The organism is Burkholderia singularis, assembly GCF_900176645.1.
Lineage (GTDB): Bacteria > Pseudomonadota > Gammaproteobacteria > Burkholderiales > Burkholderiaceae > Burkholderia > Burkholderia singularis.
The window spans coordinates 18,415-42,702 of the sequence record NZ_FXAN01000071.1; the positions used below are offsets into that span (position 1 = coordinate 18,415).

A 24,288-nucleotide genomic window follows, 5' to 3' on the forward strand; every position below is an offset into this window, starting at 1 on the left:
CGGCGTCGATCTCAGTTCGTCATCGGGCTCGGCTCGCCCGGCGACATCGTCTTTTTCATCGCGCTCGCCGGCGCATGGCGCTTGTGCATCGCATGCTTGGACGCACTCGCCGGCTTCATGCGCATGCTGTCGCCGGGCATCGCGCCGCCGGGCATCGCGCTTTTCGGCATCGCACCTTGGGGCTGCGCCATTGCACCGTTGGACATCGCATCGGCCCGCATCGCTGCCCCGTCCTTCTGCATCGCCGCGTTCTGCGCAAGCGCGGCTCCGGCAGCCAGCGCAAATCCGGCCGCACAGGCCCAAGCCATCAGGCGCTTTTTCATGGGATCACTCCGTCGTTTTTGGTTGAGGAGCCGAATAGTCGTCGCGCGCGGCCGGATATGACAGGCCGCGCGAAAAAAATGCCGCGCCGCCGCGCAAATGCCGCACGGCCCGCGACGCACACGGGGCGAGCGTGCGATCCGCCCCCGGTTGAAACCGTTGCCGTCCCGGTGTATCGTGTGCGCTTGCTAACGCGGGGGTCCTGCGTGGCGATCGGTCTGCCGATTGCCGCAGCGGGTGAGAAATACCCTTTGAACCTGATCTGGATAATGCCAGCGCAGGGAAGCGTCCGGGCTTCGTCACAACTGCGTCAGAATCCCGTCGCATTGCGAATCTCGTCTCCTGCTTAGCACCCCGCTTCAGCTTGCATGAGACCAGAGCGCGCTGCGTGAGACCGGCGTCGGTGCTTGAGCACTCACTCCGGTCGACACACGCGAAAGCGCCCACTCTGATCGATAGGAGATCGCATGAACGCCAACCCCAAATTCCTTTCCGCCGACGCGCGCGTCGACGCCGCCGCCATCGCGCCGCTGCCGAACTCGCGCAAGGTCTATGTGACGGGCTCGCAGCCGGACATCCGCGTGCCGATGCGCGAAATCACGCAGGCCGACACGCCGACGAACTTCGGCGGCGAGCGTAACCCGCCGATCTATGTGTACGACACCTCCGGCCCGTACACCGACCCCGACGCGAAAATCGACATCCGCCAAGGCCTGCCCGCGCTGCGCCAGCGCTGGATCGAGGCGCGCGGCGACAGCGAGACGCTCGCGGGCCTCACGAGCCAATACGGCCGCGAGCGCGCGGCCGATCCGGCCACGGCCGAGCTGCGCTTTCCGGGCCTGCACCGCCAGCCGCGCCGCGCGAAAGCGGGCGCGAACGTCACGCAGATGCACTACGCGCGCGCGGGCATCATCACGCCGGAGATGGAATTCGTCGCGATCCGCGAAAACCAGCGCCGCACCGAATATATCGAGAGCCTGAAGGCGAGCGGCCCGAACGGCGAGAAGCTCGCCGCGATGATGAGCCGTCAGCATCCGGGCCAGGCGTTCGGCGCCGCGGCATTCGGCGCTCATGCGCTCGCGGCGATCACGCCAGAATTCGTGCGCGACGAAGTCGCGCGCGGCCGCGCGATCATTCCGGCGAACATCAACCATCCGGAATCCGAGCCGATGATCATCGGCCGCAACTTCCTCGTCAAAATCAACGCGAACATCGGCAATTCGGCCGTCACGTCGTCGATCGGCGAGGAAGTCGACAAGATGACCTGGGCAATCCGCTGGGGCGGCGACACGGTCATGGATCTGTCGACCGGCAAGCACATCCACGAAACGCGCGAGTGGATCATCCGCAACAGTCCGGTGCCGATCGGCACGGTGCCGATCTACCAGGCGCTCGAAAAGGTCAACGGCCGCGCCGAGGATCTGACCTGGGAAATCTTCCGCGACACGCTGATCGAGCAGGCCGAGCAAGGCGTCGACTATTTCACGATCCATGCCGGCGTGCGCCTGCAATACGTGCCGCTCACCGCGAACCGGATGACGGGCATCGTGTCGCGCGGCGGCTCGATCATGGCGAAGTGGTGCCTCGCGCATCACAAGGAAAGCTTCCTGTACGAACGCTTCGAGGAAATCTGCGAAATCATGAAGGCCTACGACGTGAGCTTCTCGCTTGGCGACGGCCTGCGCCCCGGCTCGATCTACGACGCGAACGACGAAGCGCAGCTCGGCGAGTTGAAGACGCTCGGCGAACTCACGCAGATCGCGTGGAAGCACGACGTGCAGACGATGATCGAAGGCCCCGGCCACGTGCCGATGCAACTGATCAAGGAAAACATGGATCTGCAGCTCGACTGGTGCGACGAAGCGCCGTTCTACACGCTCGGGCCGCTGACCACCGACATCGCGCCGGGCTACGACCACATCACGTCGGGCATCGGCGCGGCGATGATCGGCTGGTTCGGCACCGCGATGCTGTGCTACGTGACGCCGAAGGAGCACCTCGGCCTGCCGAACAAGGACGACGTGAAGGAAGGCATCATCACGTACAAGCTCGCCGCGCACGCGGCCGATCTCGCGAAGGGCCATCCGGGCGCGCAGGTGCGCGACAACGCGCTGTCGAAGGCGCGCTTCGAATTCCGCTGGGCCGACCAGTTCAATCTCGGCCTCGATCCGGACAAGGCGCGCGAATTCCACGACGAAACCCTGCCGAAGGATTCGGCGAAGGTCGCGCATTTCTGCTCGATGTGCGGCCCGCATTTCTGCTCGATGAAAATCACGCAGGACGTGCGCGAGTTCGCGGCCCAGCAAGGCCTGTCCGAAGCCGATGCGCTCGCCAAGGGGCTCGAGGTGAAGGCCGTCGAGTTCGTGCAGAGCGGTGCGCAAATCTATCAGCGTCAATGACGCCCGCACGGCCGCCCACGGCCGCATGTTCGACCGCCCCCTCGAAAGCCCGCGCAGCGCGGGCTTTTGTTGTTTTCGCGCGCGATCGCGCGGGGGGCCGCACGCTTGGCCGCGTTCGCCGCCGACGGCGCCCCCACGCATGCCGTGCCGGCTTGCCGCAGGCGCCTGACGCGGCGAAACATTTGATTACGAAAGCGCGAACGCCCTAACAAGTCTTTACAGCGCAACCGAAGCGGCCCGCGTAGATTTTCAGACGTAGGCAGCATGACGAAATACGCGTCTACACGTCTCTGTTACGTCACTTTTATCCGGGACGTCACTTTTATCTGAGGATTGGACCATGAAATCGATTCGGCGTATTGGGGTATGCGCGATGCTCATCGCCACGGTCGCAGGCCTGTCGGCGTGCGATACGATGACCACTCAACAGCGTAACGCGGCGATCGGCGCAGGCATTGGCGGCGTCGCCGGCGCGGCGCTCGGCGGCAACGCGCTGTCGACGGTCGGCGGTGCGGCGGCGGGCGGCCTGATCGGCAGCCAGGTCGGCAAGTAACGCCGGTGCGCGGGCCGGGCGCGGGCCGTTCGACGCCGCCCGGCGAACGACACGCGCCGGCAGCCAAGCCTTTGGCACAACGGCGGCGACGCGCGCGTCCTACGTGGCGCGGCGGCTTCGCGAAATGATCGGTTACCGTTTCACACAGCGTTTCATATAAGACCGATCTAAGCTCGAACGCATCGAAACCTGCCCCGCACGCGAGCGCGTCACCATCATGTACAAGACCCTCATCGTCACCGCGGCCGCGAGCCTAGCGCTCGCCGGGTGCTATTACCCATATGGCTACTATCCGGCCGGCTACGCCGCTGCGCCCGTCGAAACCGCGCCCGTCTATACTGCGCCCGCGTATGTCGCGCCGGCCTATCCGAGCTACTACTATCCGGCGCCTTCGCTGTCGCTCAATTTCGGTTACTGGGGCGGTCATCGGGGTTATTGGGGCGGCGGTCGCGGCTATTGGCGTCACCACTGAGCGCCAACCGCCCGGACGCACGTACAGGACGCGCCAGCGGCCGCGCGGGAGCCGTTGCGTTCTTCTCCGATCATTGCTTGCTGTTTGATCGGTTGTTTCGTCACAGCGTGAAACGTCGGACGACAGCGCGGTGTAAGATGCTTCAAGCATTTATCTCCACCCGCCTCCCGTCCTGCCCTGTCGATGAATTTCAAGAACGCACTCCTGCTGATCGTCCTCGCCGCGCTATGGGGCGCGTCGTTTCTTTTCATCCGCGTCGGCGTGGCCGAGTTTGGCGTCGCGCCATTAATGGCGCTGCGCGTCGCAATCGGCGCGCTGTTCCTGATCGCCCTCTCGCTCCCCCGCTACCGCCCGCGCGAGCTTGCCGCGACGCTGCGCAAGCATGCCGGGCCGCTCTTCATGGTCGGCGTGTTGAACTCCGGCGCGCCGTTCTGCCTGTTCGCGTTCGCCGAGCTGACGCTGTCGGCAGGCGTCACGTCGGTCATCAATGCGACCGCGCCGCTCTGGGGCGCGCTCGTTGCGTATCTATGGCTCAAGGAAGCCCTGCCGCTGCCGCGCGCGCTCGGCCTCGTGATCGGTTTCGCGGGCGTGCTCACGCTCGTCTGGGACCAAGTGTTCTCCGCGCACGGCTCGAACCAGGCCGCGCCCGCCACGGTCGCGCTCGCCGCCGCGGCCGCGCTCGGCGCGACGCTGCTGTACGGCATCGCCGCGAACTATACGAAACGCAAGCTCACGGGCGTCGACCCGCTCATCAGCGCGACAGGCAGCATGATCAGCTCGACGCTCCTGCTGGCGCCGTTCGCGCTCGCGACCTGGCCGGCCGCCGCCGTCTCCGCGCACGCATGGGAAGCCGTGCTCGCGCTCGGCATCGCGTGCACCGGCATCGCCTATTTCATCTTTTTCTACCTGATCGCCCATGTCGGCCCGGCGCGCGCGATCACCGTCACGTTCGTGATTCCCGTGTTCGGCATCCTATGGGGCGCGCTCTTTCTCGGCGAGCACGTATCGACCGGCATGATCGAAGGCGGCGCGATCGTGCTGCTCGGCACCGCGCTTGCGACCGGCGTGATCAAGCGGCTTCCCGGCCTCGGCGCCCGGCACAGCGAGGCGCGCTGACGCCGGCACACGATGAGCAAAGCGCCGGAGTTCTCGCTCGACAGCCTGATCTCGCGGCTCATCGTCTGCGACGACGGCTGGTGCGCGCGCTATCACGACGCGATGCTCGCGAGCGTTTTCCAACCGGTGATTTCGCTTACGCACAAACGTGTCGTCGGCTATGAGGCTCTCGTGCGCGCCACCGACGCGAACGGCGCGCATGTCACGCCGGACGTGCTGTTCGCCCGTGCGCAGGCGCGCGGCGAAACGGTGCTGCTCGATCGGCTCACGCGCTGCCTGCACGCGGCGAACTTCGCGGCGCAGGACACCGGCCTGAGCTGGCTGTTCCTGAACGTGCTGCCGCAAATTTTCGTGTCTGGCGGCGCGCCGCGCGAATTCATCGAGACGCTGTGCGCCCGCTTCGCGCTGCCGCCGGCGCGCGTCGTGCTCGAGGTGATCGAACAACCGTCGCGCGACGAAGTCGCGCTCGCACATACGCTCGATGCAATCCAGCACGGCGATTTTCTGATTGCGATCGACGATTTCGGCACCGGCTTTTCCAATTTCGATCGCATCTGGCAAATCAAGCCGGACATCGTGAAACTCGACCGCTCGATCGTCGAGCACGCGCTCACGGCCAACGACGCGCACCGGCTGATTCCACCGCTCGTCACGATGCTGCATCACGCGGGCGCGTTGGTACTCGCGGAAGGCGTCGAAACCGACGACGCGCTACAGTTGCTGATGGATGCCGACGTCGATTTCGTTCAGGGCTTCTGCTTCGGCCAGCCCGGCCCTTCGATCGCGCACGCGGGCGCCCAGGTGAGCGCATGCGTCGAGGCCGCATGGTCGCGTTTCGCCGAACGGATGCGCCAGCGGCGCAACAGCGCGCAGCCGGGTGTCGACGCGATCGAGCGCATCGTGCTCGCGGGCGCCGCCGAATACGCGGCGACCGGCGATCTGCGCGGCGCCGCGCAACGCATGTTCGCGCATCCGAGCGTGCGGCGAGTGTTCGTCGCCGAGGCGAACGGCGATCAGATCGAACCGTCGATCGCGTCGAACACGCCACGCACGGCAACGCGGCGGCTCGCGCCGCTGATGTCGGATCTGCACTGCAACTGGTCGCGCCGCGCGTATTTTCAGCGCGCGATCGCCACACCGGGACGCGTTGCGTTGATGGGACCGCACGTGTCATTGACGGACGGCCGCGACTGCTATACGGCAGCGGTCGCGATCCTGCTCAACGCCACGCTAAAAGTGTTCTGCGTCGATCTCGCCTCCGCGCCCGGTATCGATGCCGGCGCACGCTCGGCCGGCATGTAGCCGCGCGCTTCGTCCGGCACACCGGCCGCGCGCGCGGTCATTTGCGCCTATTCGGTCATCTGGCCGCGGCCCGCTTTGCCACGGCCCGCTTTCACATCGCCACGCTGCCGCTTGTCGGCCAGACGGCGCTCCTTCGACGCACGCGTCGGCCGTGTCGCGACCCGCTTACGCGGCGTCACGCCCGCACTGCGGATCAGCTCGTCGAGCCGCGCAAGCGCGGCCGCGCGGTTCTTTTCCTGCGTCCGGTATGTCTGCGCCTTGATCACGATAACGCCGTCGCGCGTGATGCGCTGATCGGCCCGCGCGAGAAGACGCGCCTTCAGCGCATCGGACAGCGACGACGCGCGAATGTCGAAGCGCAGATGGATCGCGCTCGATACCTTGTTGACATTCTGCCCGCCCGCGCCTTGCGCGCGAATGGCCGTCAACTCGACTTCGTCCGGCGAAAACGCATAGCGCAGCGTCATATCGCCCCCTCTTGCGACATCGGCTGCTGCGCGCACAGCAGCGCATCGGCGATCCTCGCGGCAAGCCCGGAATCACGCGCGGTACGCGTTGCGACCGCTTGCGCGAACACCGTGCGCGAGCCGATCACCTGCACGCGCGAGCGCGCACGCGTGATTGCCGTATAGACCAGTTCGCGCGACAGCACGCGATTGAACGACGCGGGCAAAATCAACGCCGCTTCGTCGAACTCCGAGCCTTGCGATTTGTGAACGGTCAATGCAAACGCCGTTTCGTGCGGCGGCAGCGCGGCCGGCGTGACGGCGCGCGTGCGGCCGTCCGCACCGCGAAACCAGACGCGCAGCGTGCCCTGCGCGTCCGGCAGCGCGATACCGACATCGCCGTTGAACAGCCCGAGCGCGTAATCGTTGCGCGTCACCATCACCGGCCGTCCCGCGAACCACTGCGCGCCGAGCGCGAGCGGCACGCGCACGGCGCGGCGCACCTCCGCCGCGATAAGCGCGTTGACTTCGTCAGCGCCCCGCATGCCGGTGCGCGTCGCGCATAGCGCACGGAAGCGGTTAAGCATATCGAAAAGCGGCCCGGGGTCCGGCACCGGCGCGGCGAGCGCGTCGCGCAGCGACGCGGCATAACCGGAGAAGCCCTGCGCAATCCGCTCGACGGTCGCGCCCGGCAACGTCGGGCCATTGCCGTCGTCGTGCAGACATGCGGCCGCGCCGGGGTCCGTCGATAGCGCCTCCAGTGCCTGCCGCGCATCGCCACGGCGAATCGCAACCGACAGCCGGCCGATCGGCGAATCGAGCCCGAAGCGGTAATTGCGTTCGAGCCAGACGACGCAATCGGTCAACGGCGCGATCGCGCGGCCTGCAACGCAAGCGGACTCGACGCTCTGCCGCACCGTTGCCGCGCCCGGCACCGGCGCGCCGGTGTGCCGAGCGGCAGCGGCAACGGCAACGGCAGAACCCGCGTGATCCCACTGCGGCAAGCCCGTGCGCGCGCCAGCGGCGGCGTATGGCCCGGTATGCGCGTCGACATTCGCATTGCGCGCCAACGACGTGGCGGGACGCTCGTCGGGCACGGCGGCGTGCGGCATCTCGGCATCGGACGCCGCGAAGCTCGCGTCGTCCAGCCATGCCAGTTCGCCCGAATCGATCCACGCAAACGAATCGGCAGCCGTGCCCTCCCCATGCGCGTCGCCGCTCAAGCCCGCATCACCACCGGACTCGGTCTGCCCGCCGGGTTCGGCTTGCCGATCCGGGAGATCTGCCGGGCCCGGTTGATTCGGCTTGCCGTCGAAGGCGCCTTCGTCGTCTGTCTCGAACAGCGAGCGCTGCACGGCGTGCATCATCCGCTGCGCGCCGCGCGCGCCGGATCGCCGCGCAACGGGCCGAGGCCCGTTCGATGCCGCCGAGCCGCCCTGCACGGAGTCGGACGCGTTGGCGGGCATCGCCGCGCCGGTCAACGCGGCACTTGATGCAGACCCGGCGCCGCTCGCGATATCGGCCGGCGCGGAAGCCGCGCGGCCGCCGAAACCCTCCGGCAACGCGCCGGCGAATTCGGCCGCCTCCATGCCGAGCGCGCGCGCGATCCGATCGATGGCCGCCGCGCTGAACGCCGGTTGCGCGCTCAATTCCGCAAATACCGCTCCCGCCTCGACCGCCGCGAGCTGGTCCTTGTCGCCAAGCAGCACGATGCGTGTGCTCGGTGCGAGCGCATCGAGCAGATGCGCGGCAAGCGCGACGTCGATCATCGACGCCTCGTCGACAACGACGAGATCGTAAGGCAACGGATTATCGCGATGATGCGCGAAGCGCCCGCCCGCGCCGCCTCCCAGCAACCGATGCAGCGTGTACGACGTCTGCGGCAAACGCGCGGCGAGTTCGGGCGGCAAGCTGCCGGCCCGCGCGAGCAACGCTTCCTGCATCCGTTGCGCTGCTTTGCCCGTCGGCGCGGCGAGCGCGATTCGCAAATCGGGCTGTGTGTCGAGCAGGCACGCAATCACGCCGACGACCGTCGTCGTCTTTCCCGTGCCAGGCCCGCCGCTCACGATCGTCACGCGTCCCGTCAGCGCGACGAGCGCGGCCACCCGCTGCCAATCGACGCCACGCTCCTTCTGCGGCCCGAAATAACGTCCGAGACGCTCGCCGAGCGCCTCGGGCGACGGCACGCAAGCTTCGGCGGCACCGCAAACGGCCGCGTCACCGGCGTGCCACGGGCGAGCCCGCTCGACGAGCGCGCGCGCCAACCGCGTTTCGTATTCGAAATAGCGTGCAAGATAAAGGCGTCCATCGCGATCGACGACAAGCGGACGCTCGCCGCCGCGGACAATGCCGTCAAATGCGACCATGCCGCTCGCCGCGAGCATCTCGCGCACGTCGGCAAATGACTCGCCGTACCGCTGCGCGAGCGCCTGCAACGACACGCATACGTGCCCCGCCGCCGTCGCACGACTCGCGGCGAACGCCGCGCGCGCCGCCCATCGAGCCGCTACGGCCGGCGCGCCCTGACGACGCGCGAGCCCGCCGATCCGGCGCGCAAACCCCTCGGCGAGCGCGAGGCCGAAATCGGCCGGCTCGGGCAGGCGCTCGGCGAGCCCGCTCGTCCATCCGAAGCGATCGTCGACCGTATTCATGCGTCCCCCATCAACGCATCGAGTGCTTCGACGAGCGTGCGCGCGGGCTTGCGCGCATGCACGCCGGCCGGCGCGCCGCCTGCCCGCCAATCGGGCCGCACGCCGCGCACGAACAAATACAAATAGCCTGCAACGTGCGTGTCGTAGTCGTAGCCCGGCAGCCGCACGCGTAGATAGCGATGCAGCGCGACCGTGTAAAGCAATGCCTGCAGATGGTACGCATGCTGCGCCATCGCGACATCGAGCGCACGCGGACCGTATGCGTCCGCCGTCGCGCCGAGATGATTCGATTTCCAGTCGACGATCCAGAAGCGGCCCTCGTGCTCGACGATCATATCGATGAACCCCTTGATGAATCCGGTAAGCGTGCCGGCTTCGAGCGCGACGTCCGGATAGCCGTGAGCGGCAAGAAGACGCCGTAATGCATTGAAATCGAGCGCGGGCGCCGGAAATAGAAACGCCATCTCGGTCAAGCGCCGTGCCGGATCGAGCGCCGCCAGGCGCATGCCCGGCACGAGTTCGGTCGCGGCAAGCTGATCGACGAGCCGCGTCATCATCGCGGGCAGCCGTGCGGCGAGCGCGTGCTGCGCCTCGACCGGGCGCTCGTGCAACGCACGCAGCGCCGCGGGCTGCCATGTCGACGGATCGGAAAAATCCGCAAGCTCGAATAGCCGGTGCAGACACTCGCCCGCCGCCGCGCCGCGCGGGAAATCGACGATATCGTCGCCGGACGGCTCGGACGGCACGGGCGGCGACACCTGCGCCAATGCCGCTTCGATCGGCGGCACATGCGCATCGAGCGCCGCAGCAAGCGCGTCGTGATCAGGACGCAGTTCGTCGTCCAGCACGCTTGCCACATGGCTCTCGCGAAGCGCGATCGCGGAAGTCAGCGAACTGAAGCTCGCGATCCGCCACGCGTCGCGCAGCCCGCGTACCGCGCGCCGCGCCGCGCGCAACCCGCCCGCTTCGTGGCCGCCCACAAGCGGCTCGCGGCGGGCGGGCGCGGGCAGTGGCACAAGCGCGATCGGCCCGAGCGCGAGCGCTTGCCAGCGCTCGGTCAGCTCCGCATCGTCGGTGGGCTCGTCGAGCCACGCATCGAACTCGCGGCCCGCGCCTGCGACGAGCCAGTTCAACACGCTGCGGCGCGCCTCCTTGGTCGAGCGCGACGACAAATACGGCCCCGCGACCAGATAGCACCGGTACACGGCGCGCGTCAGCGCAACATAAACAAGCCGCGCGCGCTCCGCTGCCTGCTCGCGCATCGCATCGCGGGCCGCGCGCTCGGCGATCGCATCGTCGCAGCCGTAATGCAGCACCACGTGGCCCGTGTCGTCGTGATACTCGCGTGCGTCAGGCAAGCCCGAACCGTTCGGATCGCGCAGCGCGCCGTCGTTCAGAAACGGGCAGAACACGACCGCATATTCGAGCCCCTTCGATTTGTGGACGGTCACGATCTGCACGAGGTTGCGATCGGATTCGAGCCGCAATTGCGCGTCGTCGCCACCGCCGCCAAGACGCTGCGCCGCGAGCCAGCGCAACGTCGGCGCGATGCCCGGCTGCGCGCTCGCGCGTGCCTGCGTCAGTTCGGCCAGGTGATTGACGTCGGTCACGCGGCGCTCGCCGTCCGGCCCCGCCATCAGACGCTCGGCGATCGAAAGCTCGCTCGCCAGCGTGCGCCACATCACCGCGAAACCGCGCTCGCGCCACAGCAGCCGGTAGCGGGAGAACCGCTCAACCCAGCCCATCGCGTCGGTAGCGCCGCCCGGCGCGCGCGCGGCATCGCTCGCCGCCGCATGCGAACCGCCACGCGCGGCCGACTCGCCCCATGCTTGACCGGCTTCGCCCTGCACCGCATCGCCCTGCTCGAGATGCCAGAGCGCCGACGCGTCGAGGCCGAACCAGTCCGACGCAAGCGCCGAGCGCAAACGCCGCAGATCGCCCGGCGCATCGATCGCCGCCAGCACGCGCTCGAGTTGTTCCGCATCGATCGTCGCGAACACGGACGCCTGCGCCAACTCGACGCTGCCGATCCCCCACGCCGCCAGCACGCGCTTGACCAGGCTGCCCTGCTTGTGCGTCTGGACCAGCACCGCGATATCAGACGCCGCGAGCGGCTCGCCGCCGAGCGTCACCGCGCGTTCGCGCGCACCGCCCATCAGGCGTGCGATCTCGGCCGCACACGCCTGCGCAGCTTGCCGCTGGGCGTCGCGTTTCGTCAATGTCCATTCGCCCGACGGCAGCATCCAGACGCGGAAATCGCCCGTGCCGGCCAGCGGATCGGTGGCGTCGGCAAATGGCGCTCGCTCGCGCGCGCCCGCGCGCACCGGATCGTAATTGAGGCCGGGCAACACGAACGCATGCGGATTCGCGCCGAAAAAGCGGTTGCATGCATCGACGATCGCGGGCGTCGAGCGTTGATTGACCGCGAGCGTATAGCGCGCCGATGCCGTGGCGCGCGCGGCGAGGTACGTATGCAGATCCGCCGCGCGGAAGCTGTAGATTGCCTGCTTCGGATCGCCTACGAGAAAAAGCGGTCCGGCCGGCGCGAAGACCGTATTGAAGATCGCGAATTGCAGCGGATCGGTGTCTTGAAACTCGTCGATCAAAGCGGCCGGATAGCGCGCGCGCAGCGTATCGCGCAACCACGGATGCGCATCGAGTGCGCGATACAGATTCGCGAGAAGATCGTCGAAAGACACGACGCGGCGCTTGCGTTTGCGCCGCGCGAGTTCGCCCGGCGCTTCGGCAAGCCATTGCGCGACGAGCGACAACCAACGCGCGCGCTGCGCGGTTTCGAGCGCGGCGAGCGCCTCTTCCAGCGCCTGCGCGGCCTCGAAGAACGCGTGGCGCGGCGTCGCGCCGTTCTTTTTCGTCGCCTTCTCGAGCGCCGCCTGAGTCAGCTTGAGCGCCGCACGCGGCAACGCGGCAAACGCGCTCGCCTGCCCGAAATAGCGCGCCCATGCGTCGAGCGCGCCGGCAAGCGCTTCCGGCTTGTGCGACGTCTGCTTCAGCGACGGCTGCGCGGCGACGAGCAGCGTCTCGAGTTCGTCGCGCGACGCGCGCCAATGCGCGGCGGCCGCGTCGAAACGCTCGCGCGCGATGACCTCATCATCGTCACGGGCCGCTTCGAGCCCATCCCAGCGCAGCTCGGCAAGCGGCTTCTTCAAACGCCGCGCAAGCTGCGCGTCGAGCACCGCCGGCCCCGCGCCGTATTCGACGAGCCACTCGGCAAACGCCGGGTGCGCAGCCGCGGCCGGCTCGACGCGCGTGCGCCAAAAATCGGCGGCGAGCTCGAAACGCAATGCGCCGTCATCGGCGTCCATCTCGAACGAGAACGGCATCGCCGCGGCGAATGGCGCTTCTTGCAGCGCACGCTGACAAAACGCGTGAATCGTATGGATCGCCGCCTGATCGAATGCGTGCAACGCGCGCCGCACGCGCTGCACCGCCGTTTGCCGATCGATGCCGCGCTGCGGCGCGAGCGTCGTCGCGAACAATTGCGCAATGAACGGATCGGCGCCGCCTTCGCCCGTGCCGAGCACATGCGCAAGCTGGACGAGACGGCTGCGAATCCGCTCGTGCAGCTCCGCGGTCGCCGCTTTCGTAAACGTGACGACAAGAATCTCGTCCACGCCGAGATCCTTTTCGAGCAGAAGCCGCACGTAAAGCGCGCAAATGTTCCACGTCTTGCCCGTGCCCGCCGACGCTTCGATCTGGTTGACGCCATCGAGCGCACACGTGAACACGTCAAGTTCAGCGGCGCGTGTATCCGTTTGTGCCGCCCGGCTCATGACGACCTCCGCAAATGCTCGACCAGCGGATCGAATACGAGATGCGCGAGCGCACCGAACCGCTCGTCGAGCGACGGACTCGCGCCGCGCCACGCAAGCGCGAGCGCCGGATCGTCGGCCTCGCCCGCAACGCGATCGTTGATCCAGACGCCGGCCGCCTTGGCTTCGCCATCCGAAACGAGTGCCCACGCGCTTCTCGGAAAGAACCCAAGCGGCATGCGCCGGCCCGCGCGGAACAGCGCGGCAAGCGGCGCAAGCTGCTCGAGCGGCGCGGCCACCGGCACGAATTCAAACGCCTCGCCGCTACCGAACCAAAGCGTGCGGCGCGGGCCGTCCGGATCGATCGCGCAATAAACGAGATGCGCGAGCCACGCGGACAAATAATCGCGTGCGCCCGGCCGCGCATAACGGTACATCACCTGCCCTGCCGACGTGAGCCTCGCAAGCGCGCCGTGAAGGCGCAACGGCTCACGCGTTGCCGCACGCGCCAACTCCGCGTCGTGCATGCCGAACCACGGCGCGCCGCTCGTTTCCGGCCAAAGCGGCGTCACGTCGAACGCGAACGGCACGCGCGTCGCGCCGCCGGCAAGCGCGCGGCGCACGTTGCCCGCGAGTTGCGCGAGCGCGCCGAGCGCGCGATCGCGCCGCACCGCGCCCGTCGCGCCACCCGGCAATTCGGGACTCGCGTCGGCAACGCGCCACGCGTGATCGAACGCAGCTGCATCGGCCTCGCCCGCCGTATCGATCAGCAGCGGCAGCACGCGCGCGGCAAGCATATCGCTGCCGCCGTAATCGAGTTCGAACGGCTCGACGTCGACGAGTTCGGCCTGCGCATCGGCAAGCGCGATGCCGAGCCGCGCACGCAACAGCGCACGCGCCGGATGACGCCAAAACCGCTCGAAATCGGCAAATGCAACCGGCTCGGCGGGCTCCGGCGGCAGCGGCCGCGCGAAAAACGGCTGGGCAGCCGCCGCCGCGCCGTCGGCAAGCAAACGCGCAAGCGTCTCGCGCGATGCGTCGTAAGTGAAAAGCGCGCCGCCCGGCGCGAAATATTCGGCGGAAAACGGCTGCAACGGATGCTCGACGACGAATGCACGGCGCGCGGCATCGATCGCCTCGGGCGATGCATCGGGTCCCGCCGACACGGCCGCCAGATGGTCGAGCAGTTCGTCGACGAGCGCCGCGGGCGGCAAAGGCGCATTGTCGCGAATGCTGCGGCCCGTGTAGGCGATCAGCAAACGGTCCCGCGCGGCAAGCAACAGATCGAGGAACAAATTGCGCTCGTCGTCCCGGCGCTGCCGGTCGCCGAGCTTCGCAAATGCCGCCATCAAATCGAATTCGTCGGCCCGTGCGAGGCTCGGCAGCACGCCGTCGTCCATCCCGAGCAGGCAAACCGCGCGATAAGGCAGCCCGCGCAAGCTCGTCAGCGACGAAAACGTGACGCCCCCCCACGGCACGCCACCGCGCGCGGGATCGTCGAGCGCGGCGGCAAGCCCCGCGCGCACGACGGCGGCCGGCATTTCGACACCGGCCGCGCCCTCTTCCATTGCAGCAAGCATTGCGTCGAACGCGTCACGGACGCCGGAAAGCGCGTCGGCAAACAGCGGGCCGGAATCGAAGAAACGCGCGAGCGCATCGGCGAACACATCGCTCCAGTCCTGCGGTGTCAAATCGCCGGCAATGCGTTGCGCGAAGCCGTCCAGATCGCCGGTAAAGCGCGCGAGCCGGCCAAGCAGCTCGGCTTCGCTGCCCAGCGCGCCGCCGATCGGCAGCCATGCATCGACGGGCGCCGCGCCGTCCGGCATCGCATAGCCGAGAAAAAGCCGCGTCAACGCGTCGGCAAACGTATGGCGCCGCGCGGGCGGCGCGCCAGCGGCATTGCCGGCATCCGCGTTGGCGAGCCCGCGCCGCGCGCCCGCTGCGGCAAGCCACGCCTGCACGGTCTCGAGCGCGGCGGCATCCACCCCGTAGCGCGCGGCAACCGCATCCACGCGCAGCCATTCGATCAGCTCCGGCGCACCGACATCGCGCTCCGGCAGCGCAAGCCAATCGAGCAGCACGCGCGCGACCGGATTCGCATGCGAAGGCGGCAGGCCGGAGATGCGGTATGGAATACGCGTCGCGCCGCTGCCCGCCGTCGTGCCGAACACCGCGTCGATGAGCGGACCCGCCGTGGCAAGATCCGGCATCGCGACGAGCACGTCCGACGGCGAAAGGCTCGGATCGGCGTCGAACCAGCCGAGCAGCCGGTCGTGCAACACCTCGAGCTGACGCGCGAGGCTGTGGCACACATGCACCTCGATGCCGTGCTCGCCGGGCGGCTCGCCGAGCGCCGCTTCCGGCTCAAGCGCGAGGATCGCGTTCTGCACGCGTGCGAGCCAGGTCGGCGCGGGGTTTTCCTCGTAGCGCGACGCGTCGCCCGCCGCCGCGCTCTCGGTCAGTTCGTGCAACACGTGGAGCTGCGCCTGCGTTTGCCGCCCCCATTGCGCCAGCAGCGGATGGCCCACCTCCTGATAATCGAACTGCCCGGCCGCGCGCAGCGATTCGGCACGTGCGGCGCTCACGATGTCGAACCAGAACTCGCGACACGGATTCAGCGCGTAAATGCGCACGTCGATCCAGCGCGACAACTCGCGCAGCAACGCGATATGCAGCGGCGGCATCGTCGGCAGCGCGAATACATGAACCGACGCCGGCCACCCGGCGCGCGCGCGCGCATCGGGGTCGAGCGAGCCGGCATCACGCAAAAAGCGGTGCGCAGGCGGCGCTGCACCGTCGGACAACTCGGCCGCAAGCGCGCGCCAGAGTGCCGCCTGCCAAGCCTCGTCGTCGCGGACCGGCTCGGCGCCGTGGCGCGGCGCGCCTTCGAGCGCCAAGATCGATTCGCCCGCCTGCCACTGCGCAAGCCAATCCGGGCGATAGGCAAGGTAATGATCGAACACCGTCGCGATCCGGTGCGCGAGTTCGTAGCGCATCGGCGCGTCGGCGGCGGCCAAATACGCGCAAAGTCGCGAGGACTTGCGCCACGGCCCGTCGTCATGCGCCGACAGCAGGCGATAACAGCGCCACACAAGGCGATCGGGCGCAAACGGAGAGTTCGGCGGTACGGCCATTACTTTGCCGATCTGCGCCCATAGCCATTGCGCGAGGTAGCGGAAATCCACGTTCGCGCATACGCGGTGCCGCTGCGCGATGTCGAGTTCGAGCCGCCGGCGCAGCGCCGCGCTCGGCACGATGACCTGCTGGGTTTCCCACGGCCCGGCGCCGGCCGCCACGGCGGCGAGATCGTCGAGCAACGCATCGACCAGCGTCTCGTGGCGGTTCGAGTAGAAAAGATGAAGCATGACAGCCGGTAAAAACCTGTAAGGACCGCCGGACGCAGGCCCGGCCTATCAAGGAACCAAGGATAACAAAGCGCGCACGGCCGGAGAATCGGCCGTTCGGCCAATAGTCCGCGCCATGCGGCACGCGCTACCATGCCGCTCGGAATCGTTCGCTCGCGCCATGCGTGCCGCTTACCGCTCGCCACGCGACGCGCCCGATGCGAAATGCGACGCGCCGCGCGGCTGCGAGGCCACGGAAATACGATAGACTCGTCGCCAACTCAGACCTCCCGGTGCTTCGTCGCCCGTTCTTTCGCTCATCGATGCGCTATTCGACCGAAATCAGGAAATTCCTCTACAGCCAGTATTTCTACGGTGGCCTGAGGATCGCATTCGGCGTGTCGCTGCCCGCCGTGCTTTGTCTCATCGTATTTCACAACCGCGAACTCGGCTTCACGATCGCGACGGGCGCGCTCGGCGCCTGCGTGGTGGACATGCCGGGCCCGCTCAAGTACAAGCACAACGAGATGCTCGCGTGCAGCGTGATCGGCTTTTTCTCCGCGCTCGCCACCGGGCTCGCGACGCCGCACATCTTCGCGCTTTGGCTTACGATCGTGCCGCTCACGTTCGTGCTGTCGCTCATCGTCGTCTACGGCAACCGCTGGCCGCAGATCAGCTTCGCGACGCTGTTCATGATGGTGATGACGCTCGAAGAAACGCTCACGCCGAAGCAAGCCCTCATCAACGCTTCATGGATTCTCGCGGGCGGCCTCTGGTATACGTACTGGGCCACGCTCGTATCGCGCCTGCAGGCGCGCCGCATCGAACAGCAGGCGCTTGCCGAGAGCCTTTTCGCGTGCGCGTCATACCTGCTCGCGCGCGCCGATTTCTACGATCTCGACGCCGATCTGGACGAGTGTTACCGCAATCTCATCGCCAAGCAGATCACGGCCGTCGAAACACAGGAAACCGCGCGCGATATCGTGCTGCGCAACTTGCCGAAGCTGCGGCGCGGCAAGCTCGATCCGGGCCGCACGATGATGTTCAACCTGTTCATCAACAGCGTCGATCTGCATGAGCTGTTCGTCGGCGCGCACACCGATTACCCGCTCGTGCGCAATACGTTCGGCGGCTCGGACCTGATGATCTTCTACCGCGACCTGATCCGCAAGGCGGCGGCCGATCTCGAGGAAGTCGGCCTAGCGGTGCTGGAAAACCGCATGCCGCACGCGCGGGTCAGCGTGAAGGCGGAGCTGCGCGCGATCGAATACGAGATCGAGCTGATGCGCAAGAAACAGTTCGCGACGACGAACGCCGAAGCCTACGCAGCCGTACTCACGACGTTCCGCCGGATCTGGAGCGCGACGCGCCTGATCGACAAGATGCGCCGCAATCTGTCGGGCAGCGTCGACGCCCAGCAAACCGAGCTGAAGATCGACAAGACGCTGTCGCGCTTCCTGCAGCGGCGCCGGATGTCGCCGCTTCTCATCTTTTCGAACCTGAACATGGGTTCGCCGAGCTTTCGCCACGCGCTGCGGGTGACGGTCGCGGTCGCGGTCGGCTTCTGGCTCGGGCGCCTGCTGCCGCTCACCAATGCCTACTGGATCGTGATGACGAGCATCATCATCCTGAAGCCCGGCTACTCGCTGACCAAACAGCGCAACGCGCAACGGATCGTCGGCACGCTGATCGGTTGCGCGGCGAGCCTCGCGCTCATCTATACGGTGCACGAACCGCATGTGCTGATCGCGATCATGTTCGCGTCGATGGTGATGAGCTACAGCCTGCTCCTCTTCAACTACGCGGCGAGCGTGGTGTTCACGTCGTCATATGTGCTGCTGATGTTCCACCTGCTCGCGCCCGGCAACATGCGCATCATCGGCGAGCGCGCGATCGACACGGTGGTCGGCTGCATGATCGCGATCGCTGCCAGCCGGCTGTTCCCTTACTGGGAATACCGCGCGATCGGCAAGCTCGTCGCCGATATGCTGGAAACCACCCGTCAGTATTTCGAGGCAACCTGGCGCGCAAGCCGCAGCCAAGCCGCGCCGAGCGTGCCCGCGGCAGACGGCGCGGCGGCGGTGCCCGCGGTCGCGGCCGCCGTCGAAACCGCGCCCGGCGCGATCGACGACGACTATCCGTATCGGCTCGCGCGCAAGAACATGCACATCGCATTCGCGAACCTGGGCCAGGCGTTCCAGCGGATGATGATCGAGCCGAAAGCGCATCAAAAGTTCGTGCCGGAGCTAAACGACCTGCTGGTGCAAACCCATGTGCTCGGTGCGCAAATCACGGCCGCCGCGCCGCTGCTGCGGCACGCCGCGCGCGCGCAGCACGGTGACCCGCCCGCGCTCGAGCGCGGCCTCGCCGCCGTGCGTGACAATCTCGAACAAGCCGAGGCCCGCACGCCGCCGCCCGCGGACCATGCGGAAGCGGCCAAACAATTGACACGCGAGCTTGATTCGATGGTCGTCGATGCCGAGCGCTCGGACCCCGGCGCCGATCTCACGCACGATCTGAAAGTGCTTGCGCATCAATGCAAGCAGATGCTCGCGTCGTCGCTGCTGATCCGCAAGGACGCAAGCGCGATCCGTCTGCCGGAATGAGCGGCGCGATCGCGCGCGCTCAGCCGCCCGTGCGAGCCGACGCCGCACTCGCCGGCGCGGCCTGCGATGGGTGCGCTTCGTCGTATTCGTGCTTCTGCGAAATCGCGTTATAAAGAATCGTACCGATCACGAGCGCCACCATCACGACGATCAGAATCGCCACCCCGAATACCGGATTCTTCTTGCGTGGATCGTTCATCGCGTGCGGCTCTCCGTTGAGAAAACGTCAAAGCGGGCATTCTACGCGCAACCGCGCCGGCGCCGCACGCAGGCCGTCATCCGCAACCGCCGCTGCGCACGGGCAGCGCGGTCGAATATTTGATCTGCTCCATCGCGAACGACGAGCTGACGTCGAAAAGCGGCATCGCGCGAATGAGCTGCTTGTAGACGCGATCGTAATCGTCGATGCCCGTCACGACGACGCGCAGCAAATAGTCGATCTCGCCGCTCATCCGGTAAACCTCGACGATCTCCGGCATGTCTCGCACGAGCTGCGTGAAACGCGTCGCCCACTCCTCGGTGTGCTGGTTGGTGCGCACCGACACGAATACCGTCGTGCCGACGCCGAGCTTGCGCGGATCGCATAGCGCGACCTGCGCACGGATCGCCCCGGTTTCCTTCAGCTTTTGAATGCGCTTCCAGCAAGGCGTCTGCGACAGGTTCACCCGCTGCGCCAGCTCCGCGATCGGCAGCGTCGCGTCGGCCTGCAACAGTTCGAGCAACTTCAGATCGATCTCGTCCATTTCCGCGACTCTTTGCAAATAGAAAATTATTCTATTCTCGAATGATGGCAGGGAACAATATGGAATCCATTTCTTCGCCACTGCGCGTATAACTAAAGCGGCAAAGCCGACCCGCGCGCCGCGCGGGCAAAACAATATTCCAGCCCGATGAGTTACGCCGACCTGCTGTCACCCACATCGAATCGCCCCGCCCCGTCGCGGGAGTCGGCCGCGCCTGCGCGATCGTCCGAACCATTGCGAGAACCCGCAACGGCCACCGCGCCCAGTCCGCTCGCACGCCTGTGCGCACGAATCGACGCGGCATTCGACTCGCTCGCGCATGAGGCCGCCCCCTCCCACCATCCGGCATTCGCGCAGGCAGTGCGCGACGCGCTCGCCGAAGCCGCCGCCGCGCATGGGTTGCTCGTGCCTGCGCAGCGGGAAAGCAGCGCCGATCACTATCGACGCCATCTGCTCGCCGCCGATCCGCTCGGGCGCTATGCGGTGGTATCGCTGGTCTGGCGGCCTGGCCAATGGAGCCCGATACACGGCCATCGGACCTGGTGCGGCTACGCCGTGCTCGAAGGCGAGCTGACCGAAAACGTCTACCACTGGGACGGCGTCACCGGCCACGCGAGAAACGCGCGAATCCGTGCGCGAGCGCAGGGCTCGACATCGTATGTCCGCGCCGGCCTCACCGGCATTCACCGGCTCGGACATGGCGGCGGCGCAACCGATACGCCCGCGATCTCGCTGCACGTGTACGGCGTGCGCGGCGAAGACGTGGCCACCCATGTCAACCACATCGTCGCGGCAGCCGATGCGCCTGATTGACGCCGCGCGTGCTCACGCGCATCCCGCACGCCCATGACGATCGCGGCGCACGGGCATCCCGGCGCCGCGATCGGCCAACAAGGAGATGACGTAAAAGCCGGCGGCGGCCGACGAGAATTCCGCGCATTCCGCGCTTAGACGCCCCGCCGCTGCCGGCGGCGATCAATACGCGGCGGTCGCGGCTTGGCGAATGAAGCGGTTCTGTTCGAGTTCGTCGACGAACGCGACCGCATAATCTTCGGCTGAGATCGTGCTGTTGCCTTGGGCGTCAGTGATCAACTTGCCCGCGCCCGTGCGGAACCGGCCGGTACGCTCGCCCGGCTGGATCAGCGCGGCGGGCGAAAAGAAGGTCCAGTCCAGATCCTGCACGGTCGTCAGATAATTGAATGCATCGCGATGCGCAAGCGCGACGGCCTTGTACGCTTCGGGAAACCCCTCGCTGTCCACGAGTTGCTTGCCCGGCGCGACTTCGAGCGTCCCCGCGCCGCCCACGACGACGACGCGCTTGACGCCCGCGCCGCGCGCGCCGTCGACCAGCGCCTTCGCCGCACTCACGATCTTCTCCGCATCCTCTTGCTTCGGGCCATATGCGCTCGCCACGACGTCGTGCCCCGCAAGCGCCGCTGCGACGCTCGCCGGATCGAACAGATCGGCGGCCTTGGTACTGGCGTGCTGCTCGTCGGCAGCGGGCCGGCGCGACAGCGCCGTCACCTGATGTCCACGGCGGGCAGCCTCGGCGGCAATCCGCGAGCCGATCATGCCAGTCGCGCCGAACAGCGCAATTTTCAAGGTACGTTGAGTCATGATGTTTCTCCTGGTAAATGAATATGTAACTTTTTTGATTACATATTCGATCGAAAAAAACGGGATTGTCGATCCCTGTCATAGCCGTCCATCGCGGCGCGGCAATGCAGCCGCCGCCCTTTCAACCGCAGCCCGAGCGCCGTGCGTGCCCCGCGCCGGATGCCTCCGAGCGCAGCACGTCGCCCGCCACATCCGCCAGCGTGCGTGTGGCGAGCGATGCTTCCATCGCCCGCTGCGCGTCGTCGATGTAATGAGTCAACAACTCCTGGATGTGCCGGCCGACAAGACAAGCCGGATTCGGCATTTCCCGATGCAGCGCGAAAAGCCGCGCTTCGTCGACCGCGCGATAGATGTCGAGCAGCGTGATTGCCGACGGCTCGCGCGCCAACAACGCGCCGCCGCCCGCACCCAGTTGCGACGTCGTCAGCCCAGCCGCGGCGAGCATCGACAGCAACCGGCGGATCAACGCCGGATTCGTGTTCACGCTGCCCGCGATCATGTCCGACGACAGCGGCACGCCTTCTTGCAACGACAGCAAAGCAAGCACGTGAACGGCAAATGCAAACCGGCTGCTCGTATTCATGATTCACCCGCGACGGAAATGCCCGGAGCTTGCGCTCGGCTATAAGTAACCATCATAGTTACATATAGCCGGAGTGGCAAGTGAAATTTTATTTGCCCACTTGTGCGCCGCTCGCGGTAGGCGCTTGCGCGGCGGTCTGGCCCAATTGCTGAAGCACGCGGTTGGTTGCCGCAAGGCCCGCGCTGGCCGCAACCGCGGCCTGCCCGATCGCCGCGGATGCGGCGCTCTGCAACTGCGCCTGCACGGCAGCCGATACGGCACTCGCGCTGACGGGCGGCACGGCCGACGCGGCCGATGCAACCCCTTGTTTCGCCGCGTCGATCTGCTGATTGACGAGGCTCGCCACCTGATCGAGCTGCTTCGTCGCCTGCGCGGCCGCCTGTGCCGCGACGCTCGCGGCCGTCTGGGCCGCCGCGCTTGCGGCAGCCTGCGTCACGGCGCTCGTGGCGGCCTGCGCGGCGCTCGCCGCGGCCTGAGCCGTGCTTGCCGCCGCCTGAGCCGCATCGTGCACGGCAGCGTCTGCCGGTGCGGCCGGCGGTGCGCTGACTTGCTCAGGCTTCTTACAGCCGGCGAGCGCGAGCATCGCGGCCGCCGCGAGTGCGGCAACATGGACAGGAGCTTGCGCGGCGCGACGGCGAATACCTTGACGGCCACGGTCGGAAGAAACAACAGCGCGGGAAGTGTCGATCTCGGTCATGATGGTGAAGGACTCAATAACGCAACTTTCGTATCCGAAAGATTGATGATACGACGGCCCGCCATGCGCCTCGCCACTTCTGTTTCTTTTTTACAATTCTCCCGCCGCCCGCCATACGCGTTCATACGAGCCGGCACGCAATATCAGCCATCCCAAAATATGAGACGCGCATCCAATCGCTGAGAAACAAAAAAAAAGCGCCACGGGAACCGTGGCGCTAAAAAAGTTCTAGCCATTCCGAGGGCCGTGCTAGAACCTGAGAGACTGCATCGAACATCGTTCCCGATTAAACTACGAAACGGCGTTTCGAAATTAGAGACATTCTTTCCTTTTCCGTCGCACAAGTCAAGCGAAAAATGCAAGCGCGCATCCAATTTTAAACAGTGCGCCGCCTCACACTTCCTTAGAAAACTCAATGGGAAGCCGCAATATATTGCATGAAATGAAAGATCTATCGCATTATGCGCATTCATTGATATTTGTCCGATAATTAATCAAAATCCGAAATGAAGTTTCGAAAAACTGAGAGAACCTTGTGACCGCACGTTCTAACGCTCAGTCGGTGCCCCGCGAACGGGAATCGACGTCCGACGAAATCACCGCCCTTGCACGCGGACTGGCGGTGTTGCGTCATGTCGCCGCTGCCGATGCGCCCGCCAGCAACCGTGAACTGGCAGAATTGACAGGCATCCCGAAACCGACGGTTTCACGCATCACCGCCACGCTCGTCAACACGGGGTTCCTTTACCAACTGCCCGACAGCGAGCGCTTCGTATTGACCGCTGCCGTGCTCGAACTCAGCAACGGCTTTCTGCGCAACTTCGACATCCGCGCACGCTCGCGCCCCTTCCTCGTCGAGCTTGCCGAGAAGACCTCGCTGTCGGTCCATCTGGCGGTGCGAGACCGACTCGACATGGTGGCGATCGACGTCGTGCGCCCGCGTTCGGCCGTACTCGTCACGCGGCTCGAAGCCGGCTCGCGGATGGACATCGCGCGCACCGCCGTCGGCCGCGCGTATCTGGCCACGCTCGACGCCGATGCGCGCCGGGAACTGCTCGGCGCACTGCAGGCCGCCGCGGGCGACGAGTGGCCGCACGTCGTCGCGCGCCTGAACCCGGCGCTCGAACTCATCGCGCATGACGGCTATGCAATCGCGATCGGCGAGTGGCGCGAGGAGTTGAATGCGATCGCGGCCGGCTTCGTCGCGCCGACTGGCGAACGCTACGCGGTCAATTGCGGGGGTGCCGCGCATCAATGTTCGGCCGACTACTTGCGCTCGGTCGCCGCGCCGGCGCTGCGCGAATGCATCGAAAAAATCGTCCGGGAGACCGGCGGCGCATCCTGGCCGAACCCGCCGAGTTGACCGTGCGCCGCGCACGCGCATCGCACGCATGGCGCACGCGCCCGTGAAGAGGTGCGCGGCACGCCCTCCCTCCACTCGCGTCACAATCTTTCACTTCCGTCCTTTTCCTGCGCGGCCGGCGGCAGCGCAGGATACCGCGCGCCGCCCGCGCCATCAGCGATTGCCGCCTGCCTGCGGGTTTATCTGTAACGACCGTAATTCCGCGAAAGATAGCGCGCTAGACTGTAACCATTGTGGGACGTAGCATCATGCATCGCTGCAGTGGCCGCCGCGTCGCGCGTCGCTTCTTTGCCGCTCTTTTCTTG

The 24,288-nt window shown here is 66.8% G+C and carries 18 protein-coding genes and 1 riboswitch; of the genes, 8 read left to right on the forward strand and 10 right to left on the reverse strand.

Annotated features, from left to right (window positions below):
* Positions 1-11: 11 nt before the first annotated feature.
* A complete protein-coding gene (locus tag BSIN_RS15620) occupies positions 12-323 on the reverse strand; it encodes a hypothetical protein (protein ID WP_089341180.1) in 312 nt (103 codons plus the stop codon).
* A gap of 183 nt (positions 324-506) precedes the next feature.
* Positions 507-623: riboswitch (TPP riboswitch) on the forward strand.
* 165 nt (positions 624-788) lie between these two features.
* On the opposite strand from BSIN_RS15620, the gene thiC reads away from it, so the two are divergent.
* The 5 genes from thiC to BSIN_RS15645 all read left to right on the forward strand — a co-directional run bounded on the left by thiC (position 789) and on the right by BSIN_RS15645 (position 6,163).
* Positions 789-2,720 (forward strand): phosphomethylpyrimidine synthase ThiC, encoded by a 1,932-nt coding sequence (gene thiC, locus BSIN_RS15625; protein WP_089341181.1) that lies wholly within the window; start codon positions 789-791, stop codon positions 2,718-2,720.
* A 340-nt stretch (positions 2,721-3,060) separates the two neighbouring features.
* Positions 3,061-3,273: a YMGG-like glycine zipper-containing protein gene (locus tag BSIN_RS15630; protein ID WP_059514057.1), complete on the forward strand. Its 213-nt coding sequence runs from the start codon at positions 3,061-3,063 to the stop codon at positions 3,271-3,273.
* A 217-nt stretch (positions 3,274-3,490) separates the two neighbouring features.
* Positions 3,491-3,745, forward strand: a complete 255-nt coding sequence (locus BSIN_RS15635; protein ID WP_089341182.1) for a hypothetical protein — start codon at positions 3,491-3,493, stop codon at positions 3,743-3,745.
* Between the two features lie 183 nt (positions 3,746-3,928).
* Positions 3,929-4,861 carry a DMT family transporter gene (locus tag BSIN_RS15640; RefSeq protein WP_089341183.1) on the forward strand — a complete coding sequence of 311 codons (933 nt, stop codon included), beginning with the start codon at positions 3,929-3,931 and terminating at the stop codon, positions 4,859-4,861.
* Between the two features lie 12 nt (positions 4,862-4,873).
* Positions 4,874-6,163, forward strand: coding sequence for a sensor domain-containing phosphodiesterase (locus BSIN_RS15645; RefSeq protein ID WP_089341184.1), 1,290 nt, complete (start codon positions 4,874-4,876; stop codon positions 6,161-6,163).
* Between the two features lie 47 nt (positions 6,164-6,210).
* Here the strand turns inward: BSIN_RS15645 and arfB are convergent, their stop codons facing one another.
* Genes arfB through recC form a run of 4 tightly spaced genes read right to left on the reverse strand, consistent with a single transcriptional unit; the run spans position 6,211 to position 16,395 of the window.
* Positions 6,211-6,630 carry an alternative ribosome rescue aminoacyl-tRNA hydrolase ArfB gene (gene arfB / locus BSIN_RS15650; RefSeq protein WP_089341185.1) on the reverse strand — a complete coding sequence of 140 codons (420 nt, stop codon included), beginning with the start codon at positions 6,628-6,630 and terminating at the stop codon, positions 6,211-6,213.
* Positions 6,627-9,260, reverse strand: coding sequence for an AAA family ATPase (locus BSIN_RS15655; RefSeq protein WP_089341186.1), 2,634 nt, complete (start codon positions 9,258-9,260; stop codon positions 6,627-6,629). Before BSIN_RS15655 ends, arfB begins: the two co-directional genes overlap by 4 nt.
* On the reverse strand, positions 9,257-13,051 hold the full coding sequence (recB, locus tag BSIN_RS15660) for an exodeoxyribonuclease V subunit beta (RefSeq protein ID WP_089341187.1): 3,795 nt from the start codon (positions 13,049-13,051) through the stop codon (positions 9,257-9,259). The genes BSIN_RS15655 and recB overlap by 4 nt, the downstream gene beginning before the upstream one ends.
* Positions 13,048-16,395: an exodeoxyribonuclease V subunit gamma gene (gene recC / locus BSIN_RS15665; protein WP_089341188.1), complete on the reverse strand. Its 3,348-nt coding sequence runs from the start codon at positions 16,393-16,395 to the stop codon at positions 13,048-13,050. Before recC ends, recB begins: the two co-directional genes overlap by 4 nt.
* Positions 16,396-16,697: 302 nt before the next feature.
* On the opposite strand from recC, the gene BSIN_RS15670 reads away from it, so the two are divergent.
* Positions 16,698-18,980: an FUSC family protein gene (locus tag BSIN_RS15670; RefSeq protein ID WP_089341189.1), complete on the forward strand. Its 2,283-nt coding sequence runs from the start codon at positions 16,698-16,700 to the stop codon at positions 18,978-18,980.
* 19 nt (positions 18,981-18,999) lie between these two features.
* Here the strand turns inward: BSIN_RS15670 and BSIN_RS15675 are convergent, their stop codons facing one another.
* Complete coding sequence (locus BSIN_RS15675; protein ID WP_059514085.1) at positions 19,000-19,179, reverse strand: hypothetical protein; 180 nt, start codon at positions 19,177-19,179, stop codon at positions 19,000-19,002.
* 76 nt (positions 19,180-19,255) lie between these two features.
* Positions 19,256-19,723, reverse strand: a complete 468-nt coding sequence (locus BSIN_RS15680; protein WP_059514088.1) for an Lrp/AsnC family transcriptional regulator — start codon at positions 19,721-19,723, stop codon at positions 19,256-19,258.
* A gap of 147 nt (positions 19,724-19,870) precedes the next feature.
* On the opposite strand from BSIN_RS15680, the gene BSIN_RS15685 reads away from it, so the two are divergent.
* Positions 19,871-20,536, forward strand: a complete 666-nt coding sequence (locus BSIN_RS15685) for a cysteine dioxygenase family protein (protein ID WP_089341190.1) — start codon at positions 19,871-19,873, stop codon at positions 20,534-20,536.
* Between the two features lie 162 nt (positions 20,537-20,698).
* On the opposite strand, the gene BSIN_RS15690 is transcribed toward BSIN_RS15685, so the two are convergent.
* From BSIN_RS15690 to BSIN_RS26905, 3 genes are all read right to left on the reverse strand, one after another.
* Positions 20,699-21,340 (reverse strand): NAD(P)-dependent oxidoreductase, encoded by a 642-nt coding sequence (locus BSIN_RS15690; protein ID WP_059514095.1) that lies wholly within the window; start codon positions 21,338-21,340, stop codon positions 20,699-20,701.
* Between the two features lie 121 nt (positions 21,341-21,461).
* Positions 21,462-21,923, reverse strand: a complete 462-nt coding sequence (locus BSIN_RS15695; RefSeq protein ID WP_059514098.1) for an Rrf2 family transcriptional regulator — start codon at positions 21,921-21,923, stop codon at positions 21,462-21,464.
* Positions 21,924-22,011: 88 nt separating this feature from the next.
* On the reverse strand, positions 22,012-22,620 hold the full coding sequence (locus tag BSIN_RS26905; protein ID WP_502213865.1) for a BCAL1086 family glycoprotein: 609 nt from the start codon (positions 22,618-22,620) through the stop codon (positions 22,012-22,014).
* Between the two features lie 535 nt (positions 22,621-23,155).
* On the opposite strand from BSIN_RS26905, the gene BSIN_RS15705 reads away from it, so the two are divergent.
* The gene (locus tag BSIN_RS15705) at positions 23,156-23,983 is read left to right on the forward strand and encodes an IclR family transcriptional regulator (RefSeq protein WP_069234730.1); all 828 of its coding nucleotides are present in this window, start codon (positions 23,156-23,158) and stop codon (positions 23,981-23,983) included.
* Positions 23,984-24,288: the final 305 nt, after the last annotated feature.

Coding starts and splice junctions, on each gene's coding strand:
- BSIN_RS15620 (WP_089341180.1), bottom strand. CDS start 323: ATGAAAAAGCGCCTGATGGCTTGGGCCTGTGCGGCCGGATTTGCGCTG.
- BSIN_RS15630 (WP_059514057.1), top strand. CDS start 3,061: ATGAAATCGATTCGGCGTATTGGGGTATGCGCGATGCTCATCGCCACG.
- BSIN_RS15690 (WP_059514095.1), bottom strand. CDS start 21,340: ATGACTCAACGTACCTTGAAAATTGCGCTGTTCGGCGCGACTGGCATG.
- arfB (WP_089341185.1), bottom strand. CDS start 6,630: ATGACGCTGCGCTATGCGTTTTCGCCGGACGAAGTCGAGTTGACGGCC.
- BSIN_RS26905 (WP_502213865.1), bottom strand. CDS start 22,620: ATGACCGAGATCGACACTTCCCGCGCTGTTGTTTCTTCCGACCGTGGC.
- BSIN_RS15655 (WP_089341186.1), bottom strand. CDS start 9,260: ATGAATACGGTCGACGATCGCTTCGGATGGACGAGCGGGCTCGCCGAG.
- BSIN_RS15680 (WP_059514088.1), bottom strand. CDS start 19,723: ATGGACGAGATCGATCTGAAGTTGCTCGAACTGTTGCAGGCCGACGCG.
- recB (WP_089341187.1), bottom strand. CDS start 13,051: ATGAGCCGGGCGGCACAAACGGATACACGCGCCGCTGAACTTGACGTG.
- thiC (WP_089341181.1), top strand. CDS start 789: ATGAACGCCAACCCCAAATTCCTTTCCGCCGACGCGCGCGTCGACGCC.
- BSIN_RS15640 (WP_089341183.1), top strand. CDS start 3,929: ATGAATTTCAAGAACGCACTCCTGCTGATCGTCCTCGCCGCGCTATGG.
- BSIN_RS15645 (WP_089341184.1), top strand. CDS start 4,874: ATGAGCAAAGCGCCGGAGTTCTCGCTCGACAGCCTGATCTCGCGGCTC.
- recC (WP_089341188.1), bottom strand. CDS start 16,395: ATGCTTCATCTTTTCTACTCGAACCGCCACGAGACGCTGGTCGATGCG.
- BSIN_RS15685 (WP_089341190.1), top strand. CDS start 19,871: ATGAGTTACGCCGACCTGCTGTCACCCACATCGAATCGCCCCGCCCCG.
- BSIN_RS15675 (WP_059514085.1), bottom strand. CDS start 19,179: ATGAACGATCCACGCAAGAAGAATCCGGTATTCGGGGTGGCGATTCTG.
- BSIN_RS15635 (WP_089341182.1), top strand. CDS start 3,491: ATGTACAAGACCCTCATCGTCACCGCGGCCGCGAGCCTAGCGCTCGCC.
- BSIN_RS15670 (WP_089341189.1), top strand. CDS start 16,698: ATGCGCTATTCGACCGAAATCAGGAAATTCCTCTACAGCCAGTATTTC.
- BSIN_RS15695 (WP_059514098.1), bottom strand. CDS start 21,923: ATGAATACGAGCAGCCGGTTTGCATTTGCCGTTCACGTGCTTGCTTTG.